The organism is Pseudomonas sp. M2(2023) (assembly GCF_030263955.1).
Classification (GTDB): domain Bacteria; phylum Pseudomonadota; class Gammaproteobacteria; order Pseudomonadales; family Pseudomonadaceae; genus Aquipseudomonas; species Aquipseudomonas asiatica.
The window spans coordinates 960,046-978,616 of record NZ_CP127114.1; the positions used below are offsets into that span (position 1 = coordinate 960,046).

At 62.4% G+C, this 18,571-nt stretch carries 21 protein-coding genes and 1 tRNA gene; 19 read left to right on the top strand and 3 right to left on the bottom strand.

Annotated features, from left to right (window positions below; genetic code table 11):
• Positions 1 to 19 precede the first annotated feature (19 nt).
• Positions 20 to 1,261, bottom strand: a complete 1,242-nt coding sequence (locus QN085_RS04450; protein WP_023662834.1) for a D-amino acid dehydrogenase — start codon at positions 1,259 to 1,261, stop codon at positions 20 to 22.
• Between the two features lie 107 nt (positions 1,262 to 1,368).
• Here QN085_RS04450 and QN085_RS04455 point away from each other — a divergent pair, with 107 nt between their 5' ends.
• Positions 1,369 to 2,274: a LysR family transcriptional regulator gene (locus QN085_RS04455; RefSeq protein WP_013971007.1), complete on the top strand. Its 906-nt coding sequence runs from the start codon at positions 1,369 to 1,371 to the stop codon at positions 2,272 to 2,274.
• Positions 2,275 to 2,324: 50 nt separating this feature from the next.
• Here the strand turns inward: QN085_RS04455 and QN085_RS04460 are convergent.
• Positions 2,325 to 2,409 (bottom strand) — tRNA-Leu (locus QN085_RS04460).
• Positions 2,410 to 2,516: 107 nt separating this feature from the next.
• Here QN085_RS04460 and queA point away from each other — a divergent pair.
• From queA to QN085_RS04490, 6 genes are all read left to right on the top strand, one after another.
• Positions 2,517 to 3,566 (top strand): tRNA preQ1(34) S-adenosylmethionine ribosyltransferase-isomerase QueA, encoded by a 1,050-nt coding sequence (queA, locus tag QN085_RS04465; RefSeq protein WP_013971008.1) that lies wholly within the window; start codon positions 2,517 to 2,519, stop codon positions 3,564 to 3,566.
• Positions 3,567 to 3,580: 14 nt separating this feature from the next.
• Positions 3,581 to 4,696 (top strand): tRNA guanosine(34) transglycosylase Tgt, encoded by a 1,116-nt coding sequence (gene tgt / locus QN085_RS04470; protein WP_013971009.1) that lies wholly within the window; start codon positions 3,581 to 3,583, stop codon positions 4,694 to 4,696.
• Between the two features lie 42 nt (positions 4,697 to 4,738).
• A complete protein-coding gene (yajC, locus tag QN085_RS04475; RefSeq protein WP_003259111.1) occupies positions 4,739 to 5,074 on the top strand; it encodes a preprotein translocase subunit YajC in 336 nt (111 codons plus the stop codon).
• A 64-nt stretch (positions 5,075 to 5,138) separates the two neighbouring features.
• Positions 5,139 to 7,001: a protein translocase subunit SecD gene (gene secD / locus QN085_RS04480; protein WP_023662833.1), complete on the top strand. Its 1,863-nt coding sequence runs from the start codon at positions 5,139 to 5,141 to the stop codon at positions 6,999 to 7,001.
• A 10-nt stretch (positions 7,002 to 7,011) separates the two neighbouring features.
• Positions 7,012 to 7,920 carry a protein translocase subunit SecF gene (secF, locus tag QN085_RS04485; RefSeq protein WP_013971011.1) on the top strand — a complete coding sequence of 303 codons (909 nt, stop codon included), beginning with the start codon at positions 7,012 to 7,014 and terminating at the stop codon, positions 7,918 to 7,920.
• Between the two features lie 119 nt (positions 7,921 to 8,039).
• Positions 8,040 to 8,582, top strand: coding sequence for a glycine zipper 2TM domain-containing protein (locus tag QN085_RS04490; RefSeq protein ID WP_013971012.1), 543 nt, complete (start codon positions 8,040 to 8,042; stop codon positions 8,580 to 8,582).
• Positions 8,583 to 8,653: 71 nt separating this feature from the next.
• On the opposite strand, the gene suhB is transcribed toward QN085_RS04490, so the two are convergent.
• Positions 8,654 to 9,472 carry a type III secretion system regulator SuhB gene (gene suhB, locus QN085_RS04495; protein WP_003257850.1) on the bottom strand — a complete coding sequence of 273 codons (819 nt, stop codon included), beginning with the start codon at positions 9,470 to 9,472 and terminating at the stop codon, positions 8,654 to 8,656.
• A gap of 151 nt (positions 9,473 to 9,623) precedes the next feature.
• Here suhB and trmJ point away from each other — a divergent pair, with 151 nt between their 5' ends.
• The 12 genes from trmJ (at position 9,624) to rlmN (ending at position 18,567) form a co-directional block, all read left to right on the top strand.
• On the top strand, positions 9,624 to 10,379 hold the full coding sequence (gene trmJ / locus QN085_RS04500; RefSeq protein ID WP_031325634.1) for a tRNA (cytosine(32)/uridine(32)-2'-O)-methyltransferase TrmJ: 756 nt from the start codon (positions 9,624 to 9,626) through the stop codon (positions 10,377 to 10,379).
• A gap of 3 nt (positions 10,380 to 10,382) precedes the next feature.
• Complete coding sequence (gene cysE, locus QN085_RS04505) at positions 10,383 to 11,168, top strand: serine O-acetyltransferase (protein WP_023662831.1); 786 nt, start codon at positions 10,383 to 10,385, stop codon at positions 11,166 to 11,168.
• A gap of 179 nt (positions 11,169 to 11,347) precedes the next feature.
• Positions 11,348 to 11,839, top strand: coding sequence for a Fe-S cluster assembly transcriptional regulator IscR (gene iscR, locus QN085_RS04510; RefSeq protein WP_008092572.1), 492 nt, complete (start codon positions 11,348 to 11,350; stop codon positions 11,837 to 11,839).
• Between the two features lie 46 nt (positions 11,840 to 11,885).
• The gene (locus tag QN085_RS04515) at positions 11,886 to 13,100 is read left to right on the top strand and encodes an IscS subfamily cysteine desulfurase (RefSeq protein ID WP_013971017.1); all 1,215 of its coding nucleotides are present in this window, start codon (positions 11,886 to 11,888) and stop codon (positions 13,098 to 13,100) included.
• A gap of 46 nt (positions 13,101 to 13,146) precedes the next feature.
• Complete coding sequence (gene iscU / locus QN085_RS04520; RefSeq protein ID WP_003248539.1) at positions 13,147 to 13,533, top strand: Fe-S cluster assembly scaffold IscU; 387 nt, start codon at positions 13,147 to 13,149, stop codon at positions 13,531 to 13,533.
• Between the two features lie 28 nt (positions 13,534 to 13,561).
• Entirely contained in the window at positions 13,562 to 13,885 is a 324-nt protein-coding gene (gene iscA / locus QN085_RS04525) for an iron-sulfur cluster assembly protein IscA (RefSeq protein ID WP_003257854.1), read from the top strand.
• An 8-nt stretch (positions 13,886 to 13,893) separates the two neighbouring features.
• On the top strand, positions 13,894 to 14,415 hold the full coding sequence (gene hscB / locus QN085_RS04530; protein WP_015269012.1) for a co-chaperone HscB: 522 nt from the start codon (positions 13,894 to 13,896) through the stop codon (positions 14,413 to 14,415).
• A gap of 42 nt (positions 14,416 to 14,457) precedes the next feature.
• The gene (gene hscA / locus QN085_RS04535; protein ID WP_013971019.1) at positions 14,458 to 16,320 is read left to right on the top strand and encodes a Fe-S protein assembly chaperone HscA; all 1,863 of its coding nucleotides are present in this window, start codon (positions 14,458 to 14,460) and stop codon (positions 16,318 to 16,320) included.
• Positions 16,321 to 16,323: 3 nt separating this feature from the next.
• On the top strand, positions 16,324 to 16,665 hold the full coding sequence (fdx, locus tag QN085_RS04540; RefSeq protein ID WP_013971020.1) for an ISC system 2Fe-2S type ferredoxin: 342 nt from the start codon (positions 16,324 to 16,326) through the stop codon (positions 16,663 to 16,665).
• 10 nt (positions 16,666 to 16,675) lie between these two features.
• Positions 16,676 to 16,876, top strand: coding sequence for a Fe-S cluster assembly protein IscX (gene iscX / locus QN085_RS04545; RefSeq protein ID WP_003257859.1), 201 nt, complete (start codon positions 16,676 to 16,678; stop codon positions 16,874 to 16,876).
• 89 nt (positions 16,877 to 16,965) lie between these two features.
• Positions 16,966 to 17,397 (top strand): nucleoside-diphosphate kinase, encoded by a 432-nt coding sequence (gene ndk, locus QN085_RS04550; protein WP_013971021.1) that lies wholly within the window; start codon positions 16,966 to 16,968, stop codon positions 17,395 to 17,397.
• Between the two features lie 24 nt (positions 17,398 to 17,421).
• Positions 17,422 to 18,567 (top strand): dual-specificity RNA methyltransferase RlmN, encoded by a 1,146-nt coding sequence (rlmN, locus tag QN085_RS04555; protein ID WP_013971022.1) that lies wholly within the window; start codon positions 17,422 to 17,424, stop codon positions 18,565 to 18,567.
• The last annotated feature ends 4 nt before the right edge of the window (positions 18,568 to 18,571 follow it).

Below are 18,571 nucleotides of genomic sequence, written 5' to 3' on the forward strand. Positions count from 1 at the left end.
CCTTCTAAGGAGTTAGCGTTCAAGCTGCGCGGGGCGTAAAACCCTGCAGGTCGATGGAGGGGCGGCGCTGGCCGATCAGTTCACTGAGCAATCGTGCACTGGCGCAGGCCAGGGTGAAGCCCAGCGCACCATGGCCGAGGTTCAGCCACAGATTGCTATACGCCGTTGCGCCCAGCAGCGGTACGCCGCTGGGGGTCGCCGGCCGCATGCCGGCCCATTCGATGGCGTAGTCGTAGTCACCAGCATTGGCGAAGGTTTCACGGGCCTGGCGTTTTAGCAGGGCCAGGCGCTTGGGGTCCAGCGACGGATCGAAACCGACAATGTCGACCATCGCCGCCACCCGCAGCTGTTCGCCAATCCGGGCGTAGACGATCTTGCGATCGTAGTCGGTGATGCTCAGGTCCGGCGCCTTGTGCTGTGCGCCGATCGGTAATGTCAGGCTATAGCCCTTGAGTGGATACAGCGGCAGGTCGATGCCCGGCAGTGCCAGCAACGCACTGCGATGGCCGGCCGCAACCACCAGGTGCTCCACCGGCAGCACTTCGTCGTCCAGTTCAATCGCATTCACCATGCCATGTGCATGGCGAATTGCGGACACAGCCTGGCCCAGGCGGAACTTGCAGCGTCCCGACGCCTGCAGGCGCGCCGCCAGTTGCTGGCAAAAGCTGTGGCAATCGCCGACTTCTTCATCCGGGGTATAGATGGCGCCGACAAAGGGCGCCTCTGCCAGTGCCGGGTCCAGACGGGTGCAGTCGGCGTGCGACAGCACCTGTTGTTGCTGGGGCGCGGCAAGGTTCTTGCGCGCATGTTCGAAGCTGCTGGCCTGGCGGAAGGTGACCAGCTTGCCGTTGCGCCGCCAGTTGAAACCGTCCAGGCCATCCTCTTCTCGCCAGGTTTGCAAGGTCGATTGGCTCAACAGCGCGAGGCGCAACAGGTGGCCTGCGTTGGCGCGGTTGACCGAGGAGCGGCAAGCACCAAGGAATGCTGCCATCCAGCGCCATTGGGCACGATCGAAGCGCGGGCGCAATCGCAGCGGCGATTCACCTCGCAGCATCCAGCCAAGGGCCTGCAATGGCACACCTGCGTCGGCCAGGGGCGCCACGTACCGATAGGACAGCTGGCCGCCGTTGGCGAAGCTGGTTTCACTGCCCAACGAATCGCGAGCCTCGATCAGCGTCACGTCAAAGCCGTCGCGTACCAGTGCGTAAGCGGTTGACAGGCCAATGACGCCACCGCCGATGATGCATACATGCTGAGCCATGTCAGTCCTTGGTCGTGGTTGGAACGAGGCTGAGGTTAGGGCCAGGTGACAGGTGGCGAAAAATGAATAAAGATCGCTGAGCCATAAACAAAGGTTATGGACTTGCCATGCGCCTTCGCCATATCGAGATTTTCCAGGCCATCCGCCAGACCGGCTCGGTCAGCGGTGCCGCACAGTTGCTGCACGTTTCCCAACCTGCCGTGACCAAGGTTCTGCAGCACGCCGAGCAGCAACTGGGCTTCCCGTTGTTCCTGCGGGTGCGCGGCAAGCTGCAGCCCACGCCCGAAGCGCTGGAGCTGGAGCGTGAGGTCGACAAGGTAACGGAGAGTCTGCAAGGGGTGCGACGCCTGGCGCAAAGCCTGCGTCGCGCGCCAGGCCACAGCCTGCGGATCGGTGCGACCCCGGCACTGGCCCTGTCGCTGCTGCCGCCGGCCATTCATGAATGGACCCAGCGTTATCCGGATATCGCCTGCGAGTTGTCCAGCGCCCACAGTCGCGAACTGGTGCAGAACCTGTTGATGCGGGAGATCGATGTCGCCCTGACCTTGCAACAGCCAGATCACCCTGCGCTCAAGGCTCAGGCGCTGGCCAGCGGGGTTTTGGTGGCATTGGCACCGGCAGGTTATTGGCCGCTGGAAGATGAAGGCAAGCCGCTGCCGTTGGCGGCACTGGCCGGTGCGCCCATGATCGGACTGTCCAGCGCCGACCCGCTGTCGGTGCGCCTCGAAAGCTACCTCAAGGCGGTGGAGCCGCCGCCACGGGTGAGCATTGCGGTGCAAACCTATTCACTGGCCAGGGCGATGGTCGAATCCGGTGCTGGGCTGGCGGTGATCGATCCCTTCACCGCACTTGGCGCGGCGCCTGGGGCGACCGCGATCAGGCCGCTGGCCCCGGCGCTGCCGATTACCTTGTATGCGGTGACCCGCACTGCCGAACCGTCACCGCATACATTGAGCGAGCTGCTGACGATTTTCAGCAGCCGTGCCCAGGGGCAGCTGGATCGCTGGCGTTGACCGGACGGGCAAAAAAAAAACCGACCATAAGGTCGGTTTTTTCCGGATCTTGGTGCCCCGAGGGAGACTCGAACTCCCACTCCTTTCGAAAACGGATTTTGAATCCGCCGCGTCTACCAATTCCGCCATCAGGGCTTGTGGCGCGCAGTATAGAGAGCCACCGCTGGTCGGTCAATCGGCTTTCATGGTCAATTTTCACACATTGGGCTAAACTTCCCGGCCCTGCCGAACCGAACATCATCATGCGCGTCGCCGATTTTTCCTTCGAACTCCCCGATTCCCTGATCGCCCGCCACCCGTTGGCCGAGCGCCATGGCAGCCGTCTGCTGGTGCTCGATGGGCCAACCGGCGCGCTGGCGCACCGGCAATTCCCCGATCTGCTCGAGTACCTGCGCCCCGGCGACCTGATGGTGTTCAACAACACCCGGGTGATCCCGGCGCGGTTGTTCGGCCAGAAAGCTTCCGGCGGCAAGCTGGAAGTGCTGGTCGAGCGCGTGCTCGACAGCCATCGGGTGCTGGCCCATGTGCGCGCCAGCAAGGCGCCCAAGGTAGGCGCGGTCATCCTCATCGATGGCGGCGGCGAGGCCGAAATGGTCGCACGCCATGACACGCTGTTCGAGCTGCGCTTCACCGAAGAGGTGCTGCCGCTGCTCGACCGTGTCGGCCACATGCCGCTGCCGCCGTACATCGACCGCCCCGACGAGGGCGCCGACCGTGAGCGCTACCAGACTGTGTACGCCGAACGAGCCGGTGCAGTCGCCGCACCGACCGCAGGCTTGCACTTCGATGAGGCGTTGCTGGAGAAGATTGCCGCCAAGGGTGTAGAGCGTGCCTTCGTCACCTTGCACGTGGGCGCGGGCACCTTCCAGCCGGTGCGGGTCGACAAGATCGAAGACCACCACATGCATAAAGAGTGGCTTGAAGTGAGCCAGGAGGTGGTCGATGCCATCGAGGCTTGCCGCGCCCGTGGTGGCCGGGTAATCGCAGTCGGCACCACCAGCGTGCGTTCGCTGGAGAGCGCAGCGCGCGATGGCGTGCTCAAGGCCTTCAGTGGCGATACCGACATCTTCATCTACCCGGGCCGGCCGTTCCATGTGGTCGACGCCCTGGTCACCAACTTCCACCTGCCGGAGTCCACGCTGCTGATGCTGGTCTCGGCCTTCGCCGGCTACCCCGAGACCATGGCCGCCTACGCGGCAGCGGTCGAGCAGGGGTACCGCTTCTTCAGTTACGGTGATGCCATGTTCATCACCCGCAATCCGGCGCCACGCGGGCCCGAGGATCAAGCATGAGTCGCACCTGTCGAATGTCCTTCGAACTGCTGGCCACCGACGGCAAGGCCCGTCGTGGCCGCATCACTTTCCCACGTGGCACCGTGGAGACTCCGGCGTTCATGCCGGTGGGCACCTATGGCACGGTCAAGGGCATGCTGCCACGCGACATCGAAGCCATCGGCGCCGAGATGATCCTGGGCAACACCTTCCACCTGTGGCTGCGCCCGGGCACCGAGGTGATCAAGAAGCACAACGGCCTGCACGACTTCATGCAGTGGAAAGGCCCGATCCTCACCGACTCTGGTGGCTTCCAGGTGTTCAGCCTGGGCGCCATGCGCAAGATCAAGGAAGAGGGCGTGACCTTCGCCTCGCCGGTCGATGGCGCCAAGGTGTTCATGGGCCCGGAAGAGTCGATGCAGGTGCAGCGTGACCTGGGCTCGGACGTGGTGATGATTTTCGACGAGTGCACCCCGTACCCGGCCGAGCACGATGTGGCGCGCGCGTCCATGGAGCTGTCGCTGCGCTGGGCCCAGCGCTCGAAGAACGCCCACGCCGACAACACTGCGGCGCTGTTCGGTATCGTCCAGGGCGGCATGTACCAGGACCTGCGCATGCGCTCGCTGGAAGGCCTGGAAAACATCGGCTTCGACGGCCTGGCCATCGGTGGCCTGTCGGTGGGCGAGCCCAAGCACGAAATGATCAAGGTGCTGGATTACCTGCCGGGCCAGATGCCTGCTGACAAACCTCGTTACCTTATGGGGGTAGGCAAACCGGAAGATCTCGTTGAGGGTGTGCGCCGCGGCGTCGACATGTTCGACTGCGTGATGCCGACGCGTAACGCGCGCAACGGTCATCTGTTCGTCGATACAGGGGTGATCAAGATTCGCAATGCGTTCCATCGCCACGATGATTCGCCGCTGGATCCGACCTGTGACTGCTACACCTGCACCAACTTCTCCCGCGCCTATCTCCATCACCTGGACAAGTGCGGCGAAATGCTGAGCAGCATGCTGAATACCATCCACAACTTGCGCCATTACCAGCGCTTGATGGCCGGTTTACGCGAGGCTATTCAACAAGGTAAATTGGCCGCCTTTGTCGACGCCTTCTACGCCAAGCGCGGGCTTCCTGTGCCGCCTTTGGACTGACTGTCTGCATCCATTATTAGAAAATTACATTAGGAGTGCCCAATGAGCTTCTTGATCCCCGCCGCTTACGCGGACGCCGCTGCACCTGCCGCCGGCCCAGCCGGTACCGGCTTCGAGTGGATTTTCCTGGTCGGTTTCCTGGTCATCTTCTACCTGATGATCTGGCGCCCGCAGGCCAAGCGTGCAAAAGAGCAGAAGAACCTGCTGAGCAACTTGCAGAAGGGTGACGAAGTTGTCACCAACGGCGGCATCGCCGGCAAGATCGTCAAGGTTTCCGATGATTTCGTGGTCCTGGAAGTTTCCGACAACGTCGAGCTGAAGTTCCAGAAGGGTGCCATCGCGGCCACCCTGCCAAAAGGTACGCTCAAGGCTATCTGAGTTACCGGTTTCATTTTTCCAGTCGGGGCGCGCAAAGCGCCCCGCGTCTTGAACGGGCGGCGTGATGCTGAACAAATACCCTCTGTGGAAATACGCACTGATCGTGCTGGTACTGGCGATCGGTTTTATTTATTCCGCTCCCAACCTCTACCCGGATGATCCGGCGGTACAGATCAGTGGTGCCAGTTCGGCGCTGCAGGTGAACCAGGCCGACCTCGACCGCGTCAGCAAGGCGCTGGTCGATGCCAAGATCGCCGTCAAGGGCGTGAGCCTGGGTGAGAAGGGCAGCGGGCTGATCCGCCTGACCAATCAGGAAGACCAGCTACCAGCCAAGGATGTAGTGCGCAAGGCACTGGGCGATGATTACGTCGTGGCCCTGAACCTGGCCCAGACTACCCCGCAATGGCTGCGCAACCTGGGCGCAAGCCCGATGAAGCTGGGCCTGGACCTGTCAGGTGGTGTGCACTTCCTGCTGGAAGTGGACATGGACAAGGCCATGAACGCCCGCATGAAAGTCTACGAAGGCGAGGTCAAGACCTTGCTGCGCAAAGAGCGCGTCCGCTACCGCAGCCTGCCTCAACAGGATGGCGGCATCATGCTGGGCTTCGCTGACGATGCTACCCGCGAACAGGCTCGTGTCCTGATCCGCAAGAATTTCAATGACTTCGACCTGACCACCACCGAGCGCAACGAGCTCGCCGTGCTGCGTCTGGCGCTGACCCAGGCGAAAGTCGCCGAGATCCGCGAATACTCGATCAAGCAGAACCTCACCACCGTCCGCAACCGGGTCAACGAACTGGGCGTGGCCGAGCCGCTGGTACAACGCCAGGGCGCCAACCGCATCGTGGTCGAGCTGCCAGGCGTGCAGGACACTGCCGAAGCCAAGCGTATCCTGGGTAAAACCGCCAACCTGGAGTTCCGCTTCGGCGCCGAGCCGGGCGCGTCCAAGGCCACTACCGAGGTGTTCGAGTTCCGTGAAGGCGGCCGCTCCGCCGCGGTCGAGCGCGGCCTGATCATCACTGGTGACCAGGTAACCGACGCCCAGGCCAGCTTCGACGAACAAGGTCGCCCGCAGGTGAACATCCGCCTGGATGGCCACGGTGGCGAGCTGATGGCCCGCGCTACCCGCAGCAACGTCGGCCGCAGCATGGCGGTGATCTTCATCGAGCAGAAGCCGGTCACCCGCTACGTCAAGCAGACCATCGACGGCGTCGAGAAGGACGTTGCCGTACAGAGCTTCCAGGAAGAGAAGAAGATCATCAGCCTGGCGACCATCCAGTCGCCGCTGGGCAGCCAGTTCCGCATCACCGGCCTGAACGGCCAGGGCGAATCGTCCGAACTGGCCCTGCTGCTGCGTGCCGGTGGCCTGGCTGCGCCGATGTACTTTGCAGAAGAACGTACCATCGGCCCAAGCCTGGGTGCCGACAACATCACCAAGGGTATCGATGCGTCGCTGTGGGGCATGCTGTTCGTCTCGCTGTTCATCATCGCCATCTACCGCGCCTTCGGTGTGATCGCCACCATCGCCCTGGCAGGCAACATGGTCCTGCTGCTGGCGCTGATGTCGCTGTTGGGCGCTACCCTGACCCTGCCGGGTATTGCCGGTATCGTGTTGACCATGGGTATGGCGGTGGACGCCAACGTGCTGATCTTCTCGCGTATCCGCGAAGAGCTGAACGCCGGCATGTCGGTGCAACGCGCCATTCATGAAGGCTTCAACCGCGCCTACACCGCGATCATCGACGCCAACCTGACCAGCCTGCTGGTCGGCGGCATCCTGTTCGCCATGGGTACCGGCCCGGTCAAGGGCTTTGCGGTCACCATGTCCCTCGGGATTTTCACCTCGATGTTCACCGCCGTCATGGTGACCCGTGCAATGGTCAACCTGACCTGCGGCGGGCGTGACATCAAGAAGCTGTGGGTTTGAGGGAGCTGCGATGAAAACCATCAACTTCATGGGCGTGCGCAATGTCGCGTTCGCCGTTACCGTGCTCCTCACCGTGCTGGCACTGTTCAGCTGGTGGCAGAAGGGCCTGAACTTCGGCCTGGACTTCACCGGCGGTACGCTGATCGAGCTGACCTACGAGCGCCCGGCCGACCTCAAGGCGGTGCGTGCCGAGCTGGTCAATTCCGGCTTCCACGAGGCGGTAGTGCAGAGCTTCGGTGCCACCACCGACTTGCTGGTGCGCATGCCGGGTGATGACCCACAGCTGGGCAACAAGGTAGCTGAAGCCCTGCAGAAGGCTGGCGGCGACAATCCGGCCAAGGTCAAGCGTGTCGAGTTCGTTGGTCCGCAGGTGGGTGAAGAGCTGCGCGACCAGGGTGGCATGGGCATGCTTCTGGCCCTGGGCGGCATCCTCATCTACCTGGCCTTCCGCTTCCAGTGGAAGTTCGCCGTGGGCGCGATCGTCTCGCTGATCCACGACGTGGTGGTGACCCTGGGTATCCTGTCGTTCTTCCAGATCACCTTCGACCTGACGGTGCTGGCAGCGGTGCTGGCGATCATCGGCTACTCGCTGAACGACACCATCGTCGTGTTCGACCGGGTGCGCGAGAACTTCCGCGTCATGCGCAAGGCCTCGCTGATCGAGAACATCAACGTTTCCACCACCCAGACCCTGCTGCGGACTATCGCCACCTCGGTTTCGACCTTGCTGGCCATTGCCGCGCTGCTGTTCTTCGGTGGCGACAACCTGTTCGGCTTCTCGCTGGCACTGTTCATCGGCGTCATGGCCGGTACCTATTCGTCGATCTATATCGCCAACGTGGTACTGATCTGGCTGAACCTGAGCAGTGAAGACCTGATCCCGCCAGCCAAGACCGATGGTGTGGACGACCGTCCATAAGGCGTGCTCCACGCCGTTTGGCGGCCAAAAAGGCGCGAGTGTTGAACTCGCGCCTTTTTTTTTACTCCAAGGCTGGGAGAAGGCGGGTCGGACCCGCGGGTGATGATCAGGAGGTTCATGTGAACAAATCAATGCTTGTGGGTGCGGTACTGGGTGCTGTCGGTGTGACTGCCGGAGGTGCTGTCGCGACCTACAGCTTGGTCAACAAGGGGCCTGAATATGCACAGGTCACCGACGTGCAACCGATCAAACAACAGGTAAAAACCCCCCGTGAGGTCTGCAAGGACGTCGCCGTGACGCGTCAGGCGCCGGTCAAGGACCAGCACCAGATCGCCGGTACCGTGGTGGGCGCCATTGCCGGTGGCCTGCTGGGTAACCAGATCGGTGGTGGTAGCGGCAAGAAGATCGCCACCGTTGCCGGTGCGGTCGGTGGTGGTTATGCCGGTAACAAGGTGCAGGAGGGCATGCAGGAGCGTGACACCTACACCACCACGCAAACCCGCTGCAATACGGTCAACGATATCAGTGAGAAGGTGGTGGGCTACAACGTGAAGTACACCATCGGCGACAAGGTCGGGCAGGTGAAGATGGATCACGAGCCCGGTTCGACCATTCCACTGGACAAGAATGGCAAGCTGATCCTGAGTGAAGCCGGCCAGTAAGGCCGCATGGCTTCGACAGGCATAAAAAAAGCACCCCGAGGGGTGCTTTTTTGTTTGCCGGCAATCCGCGCTTAGCGCTTCATGTTCTCTGGCAGGTGCGGCTGGATAGCGGTCAGCACGGCCTTGAAGCACTTGATGTTGCCCGCAACGATATGGCCCTTCTCGAGGAAGTCATGGCCGCCGTTGAAGTCGCTCACCAGGCCGCCCGCTTCCTGAATCAGCAGCACGCCGGCCGCCATGTCCCATTCGGACAGGCCCGACTCCCAGAAAGCGTCGAAACGGCCGGCGGCCACGTAGGCCAGGTCCAGGCTGGCGGAGCCGGCGCGGCGGATACCGGCGGTCTGGCCAGTCAGGGCGCGGAACATGCCCAGGTAGTTGTCCAGGTCGGCCATCTGGCTGTCACGGAACGGGAAGCCGGTACCCAGCAGGGCGCCTTCCAGGCTGGTGCGCGAGCTGACACGCAGGCGGCGACCATTGAGCTGGGCGCCACGGCCGCGGCTGGCAGTGAATTCTTCCTGGCGAACCGGGTCGACGATCACGGCGTGCTCAAGGCGGCCACGGTATTTGCAGGCGATGCTGACGGCGAAGTGCGGGATGCCACGCAGGAAGTTGGTGGTGCCGTCCAGCGGGTCGATGATCCACAGGTAATCCTTGCCTTCTTCGCCGCTACCCGCGTGCAGGCCGGTTTCCTCGCCCTGGATGGAGTGGTTCGGGTAGGCCTTGCGCAGGGCGTTGACGATGCTCTGCTCGGCGGCGCGATCGACTTCGGAGACGTAGTCCTTGGCCTCTTTCTCATCGACCTTGATGCTATCCAGGCGTTCGATGGAGCGGAAAATCAGTTCACTGGCGCTGCGAGCGGCGCGCAGGGCGATATTCAGCATAGGCTGCATGGGCGGGTCACCTGGAGATGTTAAAGAAGAAAGCCGATCATTCTAGCAGAAAACTTTGGCGGCAGAAGTGTCACATTTGCTTTCATGGCGTTACGTCTGTCGGTTCTGTAAGATCGAAGGCCCTGATTCCTGCATCTGTGAGCACAACACCTTGCTGCAAAATATTCGTGTTGTTCTGGTCAATACCAGCCACCCCGGCAACATCGGCGGCGCTGCACGTGCCATGAAAAACATGGGCTTGTCGCGTCTGGTGCTGGTGCAGCCGAAAGAGTTCCCCGCCGTGGATGCCAGTGCCCGAGCCTCGGGTGCCGACGATGTGCTGGACAATGCCCAAGTGGTCGACAGCCTCGAACAGGCGTTGGTCGGCTGCAACCTGGTAATGGGCACCAGTGCCCGCGAGCGGAGCATCCCCTGGCCGTTGATCGGCCCGCGCGAGTGCGGGGCCAAGGCGGTGGAGCATGCCAACGGTGGCGAGGAAATCGCCCTGGTGTTCGGGCGTGAACACGCCGGCCTGACCAACGAAGAGCTGCAGCGATGTCACTTCCACGTGCACATTCCCTCCAACCCCGACTTCAGCTCGCTGAACCTGGCCGCCGCTGTCCAGGTGCTCTCCTACGAGGTGCGCATGGCCTGGCTTGCCGCCGGTGCAGCGCCGGGCAAAGTCGAAAAGGTTGACGCCAGCGAGCTGGCGACGATGGACGAAATGGAGCTGTTCTACGACCACCTGGAGAAGACCCTGGTCGGTATCGGCTTTCTCGACCCCGAAAAGCCCAAGCACCTGATGCCGCGCCTGCGCCGGCTATATGGGCGGGTGGCGGTCGAACGTTCGGAAATGAGCATTTTGCGCGGCATCCTCACCGAGACCCAGAAAGTGGTCCGGGGCGAGCCGCATAAACGGAAGGACTGACAGATGTTCGAACGCCTGCGTGAAGATATTCAAAGCGTATTCCACCGCGACCCGGCTGCGCGCAACGCCTTTGAGGTGCTGACCTGCTACCCAGGCATGCACGCCATCTGGCTGCACCGCCTGGGCAATGCCCTGTGGAAGCGTGATTTCAAGTGGCTGGCCCGCCTGGTATCGAACTTCGGCCGCTGGCTGACCGGCATCGAGATCCACCCCGGCGCCACCATCGGACGGCGCTTCTTCATTGACCACGGCATGGGTATCGTCATCGGTGAAACCGCCGAGATCGGCGATGATGTCACCCTTTATCAGGGCGTGACCCTGGGCGGCACCAGCTGGAACAAAGGCAAGCGACACCCCACCCTGGAAAACGGTGTGGTGGTAGGGGCGGGGGCCAAGGTGCTGGGCCCGTTCACCGTCGGCGCCGGGGCCAAGATCGGTTCCAATGCGGTGGTGACCAAAGCCGTGCCGGCCGGGGCTACGGCGGTTGGTATCCCCGGGCGAATCATCGTCAAGAGCGAAGACAGCGAGGTCGAGGCCAAGCGTAAGGCCATGGCTGAAAAGATTGGCTTCGATGCCTACGGCGTCAGTGGCGACATGCCCGACCCGGTGGCCCGTGCCATCGGCCAGATGCTCGACCACCTGCAGGCAGTCGACGAACGGCTGGAGGGCATGTGCGGCGCCCTGACCAAGATGGGCAGTGATTACTGCGCCAAGGAACTGCCAGCCCTGCCGGAAGATGACTTCAAGGAAGTTGCCCAGGTGGCTCAGCGCGACACTCAGTCACATTGATTGCGCCGCGCTGAAATCATGGTGACATACGGGGCGTGTGCTCACGCCCCCTGTCTGCTACAATCGCGCCCGCCTCCCCGATGCAAACCCGACTAAAGCACTAGGTCTAATAGTTGACTTAAATGCTCGGGAATCGCATACTCGCTCACATCCTGTAACTCCCGTGGTACCCAATAGCCATGCGACTGACTACCAAAGGCCGATACGCCGTGACCGCCATGCTCGACCTGGCGTTGCACGCGCAGCATGGGCCGGTGTCTTTGGCCGACATTTCCGAGCGCCAGGGCATTTCCCTCTCTTATCTGGAACAGCTGTTCGCCAAGCTGCGCCGCAGCAGCCTGGTCTCCAGCGTGCGTGGTCCAGGCGGTGGCTACCAGCTGTCGCGGGGCATGGAAACCATCCAGGTGGCCCAGGTCATCGATGCGGTCAACGAATCGGTCGATGCCACCCGTTGTCAGGGCCTCGGGGACTGCCATGCCGGTGATACCTGCCTGACCCACCACCTGTGGTGCGACCTCAGCCAGCAGATCCATGAATTCCTCAGCGGTATAAGCCTGGCCGACCTCGTCATGCGCCGTGAGGTGCAGGAAGTCGCCCAGCGCCAGGACCTGCGTCGTGTCGCAGGCCGAACCGCCCAGCTGGACAAGATTGAGACGTCCGCCGTCGATTGATCCCACCGGGACGACGAGCGACGCCACCGCCTGATAGGAGAGACAAATGAAGTTGCCGATCTACCTCGATTACTCCGCGACCACCCCGGTCGACCCACGCGTGGCCCAGAAGATGGCCGACTGCCTGCTGGTCGACGGGAACTTCGGTAACCCGGCTTCGCGCTCCCACGTCTTTGGCTGGAAAGCCGAGGAAGCGGTCGAGAACGGTCGCCGCCAGGTTGCCGAACTGATCAACGCCGATCCGCGCGAAATCGTCTGGACCAGCGGTGCCACAGAGTCCGACAACCTCGCACTCAAGGGCGTCGCGCACTTCTATCAGACCAAGGGCAAGCACATCATCACCTCCAAGATCGAGCACAAGGCGGTCCTGGATACCGCTCGCCAGCTGGAGCGTGAAGGTTTCGAAGTCACCTACCTCGAGCCAGGCGAAGACGGCATCGTCACCCCGGCCATGGTCGAGGCGGCGCTGCGCGACGACACCATCCTGGTTTCGCTGATGCACGTGAACAACGAAGTTGGCTCGATCAACGATATCGCCGCCATCGGTGAACTGACCCGCTCGCGCGGCGTGCTGTTCCACGTTGACGCCGCGCAATCGGCCGGCAAGGTCGAAATTGACCTGCAAAAGCTGAAGGTCGACCTGATGTCGTTCTCGGCGCACAAGGTATACGGCCCGAAAGGCATCGGCGCGCTGTACGTCAGCCGCAAGCCTCGTGTGCGCCTGGAAGCCATCATTCACGGCGGCGGCCATGAGCGCGGCATGCGTTCGGGCACCCTGCCGACCCACCAGATCGTCGGCATGGGCGAAGCCTTCGCCATCGCCAAACAGGAAATGGCCGCGGAAAACGTACGCATCAAGGCCCTGAGCGACCGCTTCTTCAAGCAGGTCTCGGACCTCGAAGAGCTGTACGTCAATGGCAGCAAGACTGCCCGCGTACCGCACAACCTGAACCTGAGCTTCAACTACGTCGAAGGCGAATCGCTGCTGATGTCGCTGAAGGATATCGCCGTATCGTCCGGTTCGGCCTGCACCTCCGCGTCGCTCGAGCCGTCCTACGTATTGCGCGCCCTGGGCCGCAACGACGAGCTGGCGCACAGCTCGATCCGCTTCTCCTTCGGCCGCTTCACCACCGAAGAAGAAGTCGACTACGCCGCGCAGAAAGTCTGCGAGGCCGTGAACAAACTGCGTGAGCTGTCGCCGCTGTGGGACATGTACAAAGACGGCGTTGACATCTCCAAGATCGAGTGGGCCGCCCACTAAGCAGTCGCCGGCAAGAGCGGCTCCCTGATGAGGAAGGAATTGCACCATGGCATACAGTGAAAAGGTCATCGACCACTACGAAAACCCGCGCAACGTCGGCAAGATGAACGCCGAAGACCCGGACGTCGGTACCGGCATGGTCGGCGCCCCGGCCTGCGGTGACGTGATGCGCCTGCAGATCAAGGTCAACGAGCAGGGCGTGATCGAAGACGCCAAGTTCAAGACCTACGGCTGCGGTTCGGCCATCGCTTCCAGCTCCCTCGCCACCGAGTGGATGAAGGGCAAGACCCTGGACGAAGCCGAAACCATCAAGAACACCCAGCTGGCCGAAGAACTGGCGTTGCCGCCGGTCAAGATCCACTGCTCGGTACTCGCCGAAGATGCCATCAAGGCAGCCGTTCGCGATTACAAGCAGAAGAAAGGCTTGATCTAAGTCGCCTGTTGCGAGGTAAGGAGTCCTGATGGCTATCAGCATGACAGAAGCCGCCGCCAACCACGTGCGGCGTTCCCTGGAAGGGCGCGGCAAGGGCGAAGGCATTCGCCTGGGCGTGCGCACCACCGGTTGCTCGGGCCTGGCCTACGTGCTGGAGTTCGTCGACGAGCTGGCGGACGAGGACCAGGTGTTCGAGAACCATGGCGTCAAGGTGATCATCGATCCCAAGAGCCTGGTCTACCTCGATGGCACCGAACTGGACTTCGTCAAGGAAGGGTTGAACGAAGGCTTCAAGTTCAACAACCCCAACGTGCGCGGTGAGTGTGGCTGCGGCGAAAGCTTCAACGTTTGAGGCTGGCTGTGGGTACTCCTTGTCATTTCGCATTGTTTGACCTCCAGCCAAGCTTCCGCCTGGATCTCGACAAGCTGGCCACTCGCTATCGCGAGCTGGCCCGCGAAGTCCATCCCGACCGCTTTGCCGACGCCTCCGAGCGCGAGCAGCGCGTGGCGCTGGAAAAGTCCGCGGCACTCAACGACGCCTACCAGACACTGCGCAGTGCGCCGCGTCGCGCCCGCTACCTGCTGGCCATCGGCGGCCACGAAGTGCCTCAGGAGGTCACGGTCCACGACCCTGACTTCCTGTTGCAGCAGATGCAGTGGCGTGAAGAGCTCGAAGAACTGCAGGACGAAGCCGACCTCGATGGCGTGGCCGTGTTCAAGAAGCGCCTGAAGGTCGCCCAGGACACGCTGAACGAGGACTTTGCCGCCTGCTGGGACGCCCCAGGCGAGCGCGACAAGGCCGAACGCCTGATGCGCCGCATGCAGTTCCTCGACAAGCTCGCCCAAGAAGTGCGCCAACTGGAAGAGCGCCTCGACGATTAACCCGGTGCTGCCCGTGATAGCACCTAAGGTATTCAGATAAGCATGGCCCTACTGCAGATTGCCGAACCCGGTCAAAGCCCTCAGCCGCATCAGCGCCGCCTGGCGGTGGGGATCGACCTGGGTACCACCAACTCCCTGGTCGCCGCACTGCGCAGCGGCCGTAGCGAGCCCCTGCCCGACGCGCAGGGCAATGTCATTCTGCCGTCCGCGGTGCGCTACCTCGAAGGGCGCAACGAAGTGGGGCAGGCTGCACGCGATGCCGCTTCCAGCGACCCGCTGAACACCGTGCTGTCGGTCAAGCGCTTGATGGGGCGCGGCCTGGCCGACGTCAAGCAACTGGGCGAGCAGCTGCCGTACCGCTTCGTTGGCGGTGAGTCGCACATGCCGTTCATCGACACTGTGCAGGGGCCGAAAAGCCCGGTGGAAGTGTCCGCCGATATTCTCAAGGTGCTGCGCGAGCGTGCCGAAGCCACCCTTGGTGGTGAGCTGGTGGGCGCGGTTATCACCGTGCCGGCCTATTTCGACGATGCCCAGCGCCAGGCCACCAAGGACGCTGCGCGCCTGGCCGGCCTGAACGTGCTGCGCCTGCTCAACGAGCCGACCGCCGCTGCCGTGGCCTATGGCCTGGACCAGAACGCCGAAGGCGTGGTGGCCATCTATGACCTGGGCGGCGGTACCTTCGACATTTCCATTTTGCGCCTGACTGCCGGCGTATTCGAAGTGCTGGCCACCGGTGGCGATACCGCCTTGGGCGGTGACGACTTCGACCACGCCATCGCTGGCTGGATCATCGAGCAGGCCGGGCTGTCATCCGACCTGGACCCGGCCACCCAGCGCGCACTGTTGCAGACCGCCTGCGCCGCCAAGGAAGCCCTGACCGACGCCGACGTGGTCAGCGTCAGCCATGGCACCTGGCAGGGCGAGCTGAGCCGCGCCGGCTTCGAAGCCATGATCGAGCCCATGGTTGCCCGCAGCCTCAAGGCCTGCCGTCGCGCCGTGCGTGATAGCGGTATCGAGCTGGAAGAAGTCAGCGCCGTGGTCATGGTCGGTGGTTCGACCCGCGTACCGCGTGTGCGTGAAGCCGTCGGAGCACTGTTCGGCCGCACCCCGCTGACCTCGATCGACCCCGACCAGGTGGTGGCCATCGGTGCCGCCATCCAGGCCGATACCTTGGCCGGCAACCGCCGCGAAGGTGGTGAACTGCTTTTGTTGGATGTCATCCCGCTGTCGCTTGGCCTCGAGACCATGGGCGGGCTGATGGAGAAGGTGATCCCGCGCAACACCACCATCCCGGTAGCGCGTGCCCAGGAGTTCACCACCTATAAAGATGGCCAGTCGGCCATGATGATCCACGTGCTGCAGGGCGAACGTGAGCTGATCAGCGATTGCCGCTCGCTGGCGCGCTTCGAGTTGCGTGGCATTCCGGCCATGGTCGCCGGTGCGGCAAAAATCCGCGTCACCTTCCAGGTCGACGCCGATGGCCTGCTCAGCGTCGCCGCACGCGAGCTGGGCTCGGGCGTGGAAGCCAGCATCCAGGTCAAGCCGTCCTATGGCCTGACCGACGGCGAAATCGCCCGCATGCTCAAGGACTCCTTCGAACACGCAGGTTCCGACAAGCAGGCCCGCCAGCTGCGCGAGCACCAGGTTGACGGCGAGCGCCTGCTCGAAGCGGTACAGGGCGCCCTGGACGCCGACGGCGAACGCCTGCTCAGCAGTGACGAGCGCGTCGCCATCGAATTCCAGATGCAAGAACTACGTGATTTGCTGGCCGGCACCGATGGCGCAGCCATCGAGCAACAGACCAAGCGTCTGTCGCAGGTGACCGACGCATTTGCCGCCCGTCGCCTTGATTCGACGGTCAAAGCCGCACTGGCCGGGCGCAACCTGAATGAGATCGAGGAGTAACCGATGCCGCTGGTGACATTCCTGCCGCACGAGAAGTTCTGCCCCGAAGGGCTGACCGTGGAAGTCGAGACCGGGACCAACATCCTGGAACTGGCCCACGACCATCACATCGAGATGGAAAGCGCCTGCGGCGGCGTCAAGGCCTGCACCACTTGCCACTGCATCGTGCGCAAGGGCTTCGACTCGCTCGAAGAAGCCGACGAACTGGAAGAGGACATGCTGGACAAGGCCTGGGGCCTGGAGGCTCAATCGCGTCTCGGCTGCCAGGTGGTTGTCGCTGACCAGGACCTGGTCATCGAGATCCCCAAGTATTCGCTCAACCACGCCGCCGAAGCGCCGCACTGAGGTTTACCCCATGAGCCTGAAATGGATTGATGTACTTGAGATCGCCATCCAGCTTGCAGAAAGCAAGCCGGAAGTCGATCCTCGTTATGTGAATTTCGTCGATCTGCACCGCTGGGTGCTGGCCTTGCCAGAGTTCAGCGACGATCCGTCACGCGGCGGTGAGAAAGTGCTCGAGGCCATCCAGGCGGCCTGGATCGAAGAAGCCGACTGAACGCGTCCTGCAGGTTAGGCAATCCCCTGGAACCCGCGTATAATTCGCGGGTTTAATTTTTCGCAACACTCATTTTTCTGGAGTTTTCCATGGCTGTTCAACGTACTTTCTCCATCATCAAGCCTGACGCCGTTGCCAAGAACGTCATCGGCGAGATCACCACTCGTTTCGAGAAAGCCGGCCTGCGCGTCGTCGCTTCGAAAATGAAGCAGCTGTCCAAGGCCGAAGCCGAAGGCTTCTACGCCGAACACAAAGAGCGCGGCTTCTTCGGTGATCTGGTTGCCTTCATGACTTCCGGCCCGGTCATCGTTCAGGTTCTGGAAGGCGAAAACGCCGTTCTGGCCAACCGCGAGCTGATGGGCGCCACCAACCCGAAAGAAGCTGCTGCCGGCACCATCCGTGCTGACTTCGCCGTTTCCATCGACGAAAACGCTGTTCACGGTTCCGACTCGGAAGCTTCGGCTGCCCGCGAAATCGCTTACTTCTTCTCCGCTACCGAGCTGTGCGACCGCATTCGCTAAGCGAAGCAGGTCTTGGGTGATTCCATGAGTGACATGACTGGCAAGATCAACCTGTTGGGCCTGACCCTGCAGGAAATGGAAAAATTCTTCGAGTCGATCGGAGAGAAGCGTTTTCGTGCCGGTCAGGTCATGAAATGGATTCACCACTATGGCGTCGACGATTTCGCCGCCATGACCAATGTCGGCAAGGCCTTGCGCGAAAAGCTCGAGGCCGTTGCCGAGATTCGGGGCCCGGAAGTGGTCAGTGAAGACATTTCCGCCGACGGTACCCGCAAGTGGGTGGTCCGCGTTGCCTCCGGCAGCTGCGTCGAGACCGTCTACATCCCCACCGACGATCGCGGCACCCTGTGCGTGTCGTCGCAAGCCGGCTGTGCCCTGGACTGCAGCTTCTGCTCCACCGGCAAGCAAGGCTTCAACAGCAACCTCACCGCCGCCGAAGTGATCGGCCAGGTGTGGCTTGCCAACAAATCCTTCGGGACCGTTCCGGCCAAGATCGACCGCGCCATTACCAACGTGGTCATGATGGGCATGGGCGAACCCCTGCTGAATTTCGACAATGTCATCGCCGCCATGAAGATCATGATGGAAGATCTGGGCTATGGCATTTCCAAGCGTCGCGTCACCCTGTCCACCTCGGGCGTGGTGCCGATGATCGACGAGCTGGCCAAGCACATCGACGTGTCGCTGGCCCTGTCGCTGCACGCGCCGAACGACGAACTGCGCAACAAGTTGGTACCGATCAACAAGAAGTACCCGCTGAAGATGCTGCTGGAATCGTGCATGGGCTACATGTCCACCCTGGGTGGCAAGCGCGTGCTGACCATCGAGTACACCCTGCTCAAGGACGTCAACGACCAGCCTGAGCATGCTGCGCAAATGATCGAGCTGCTGCGCGACGTACCCTGCAAGATCAACCTGATTCCGTTCAACCCGTTCCCGCACTCGGGCTACGAGCGGCCGAGCAACAACGCCATTCGCCGCTTCCAGGATCTGTTGCACCACGGTGGCTTCAACGTCACCACCCGCACCACCCGTGGTGATGACATCGACGCTGCCTGTGGTCAGCTGGTCGGCCAGGTCAACGACCGCACCCGCCGCAGCGAGCGCTACATCGCTGTGCGCCAGCTGTCCGCGGACGCCGAGCTGCAAGACAGCCCCGCCAGCCACTGACCGG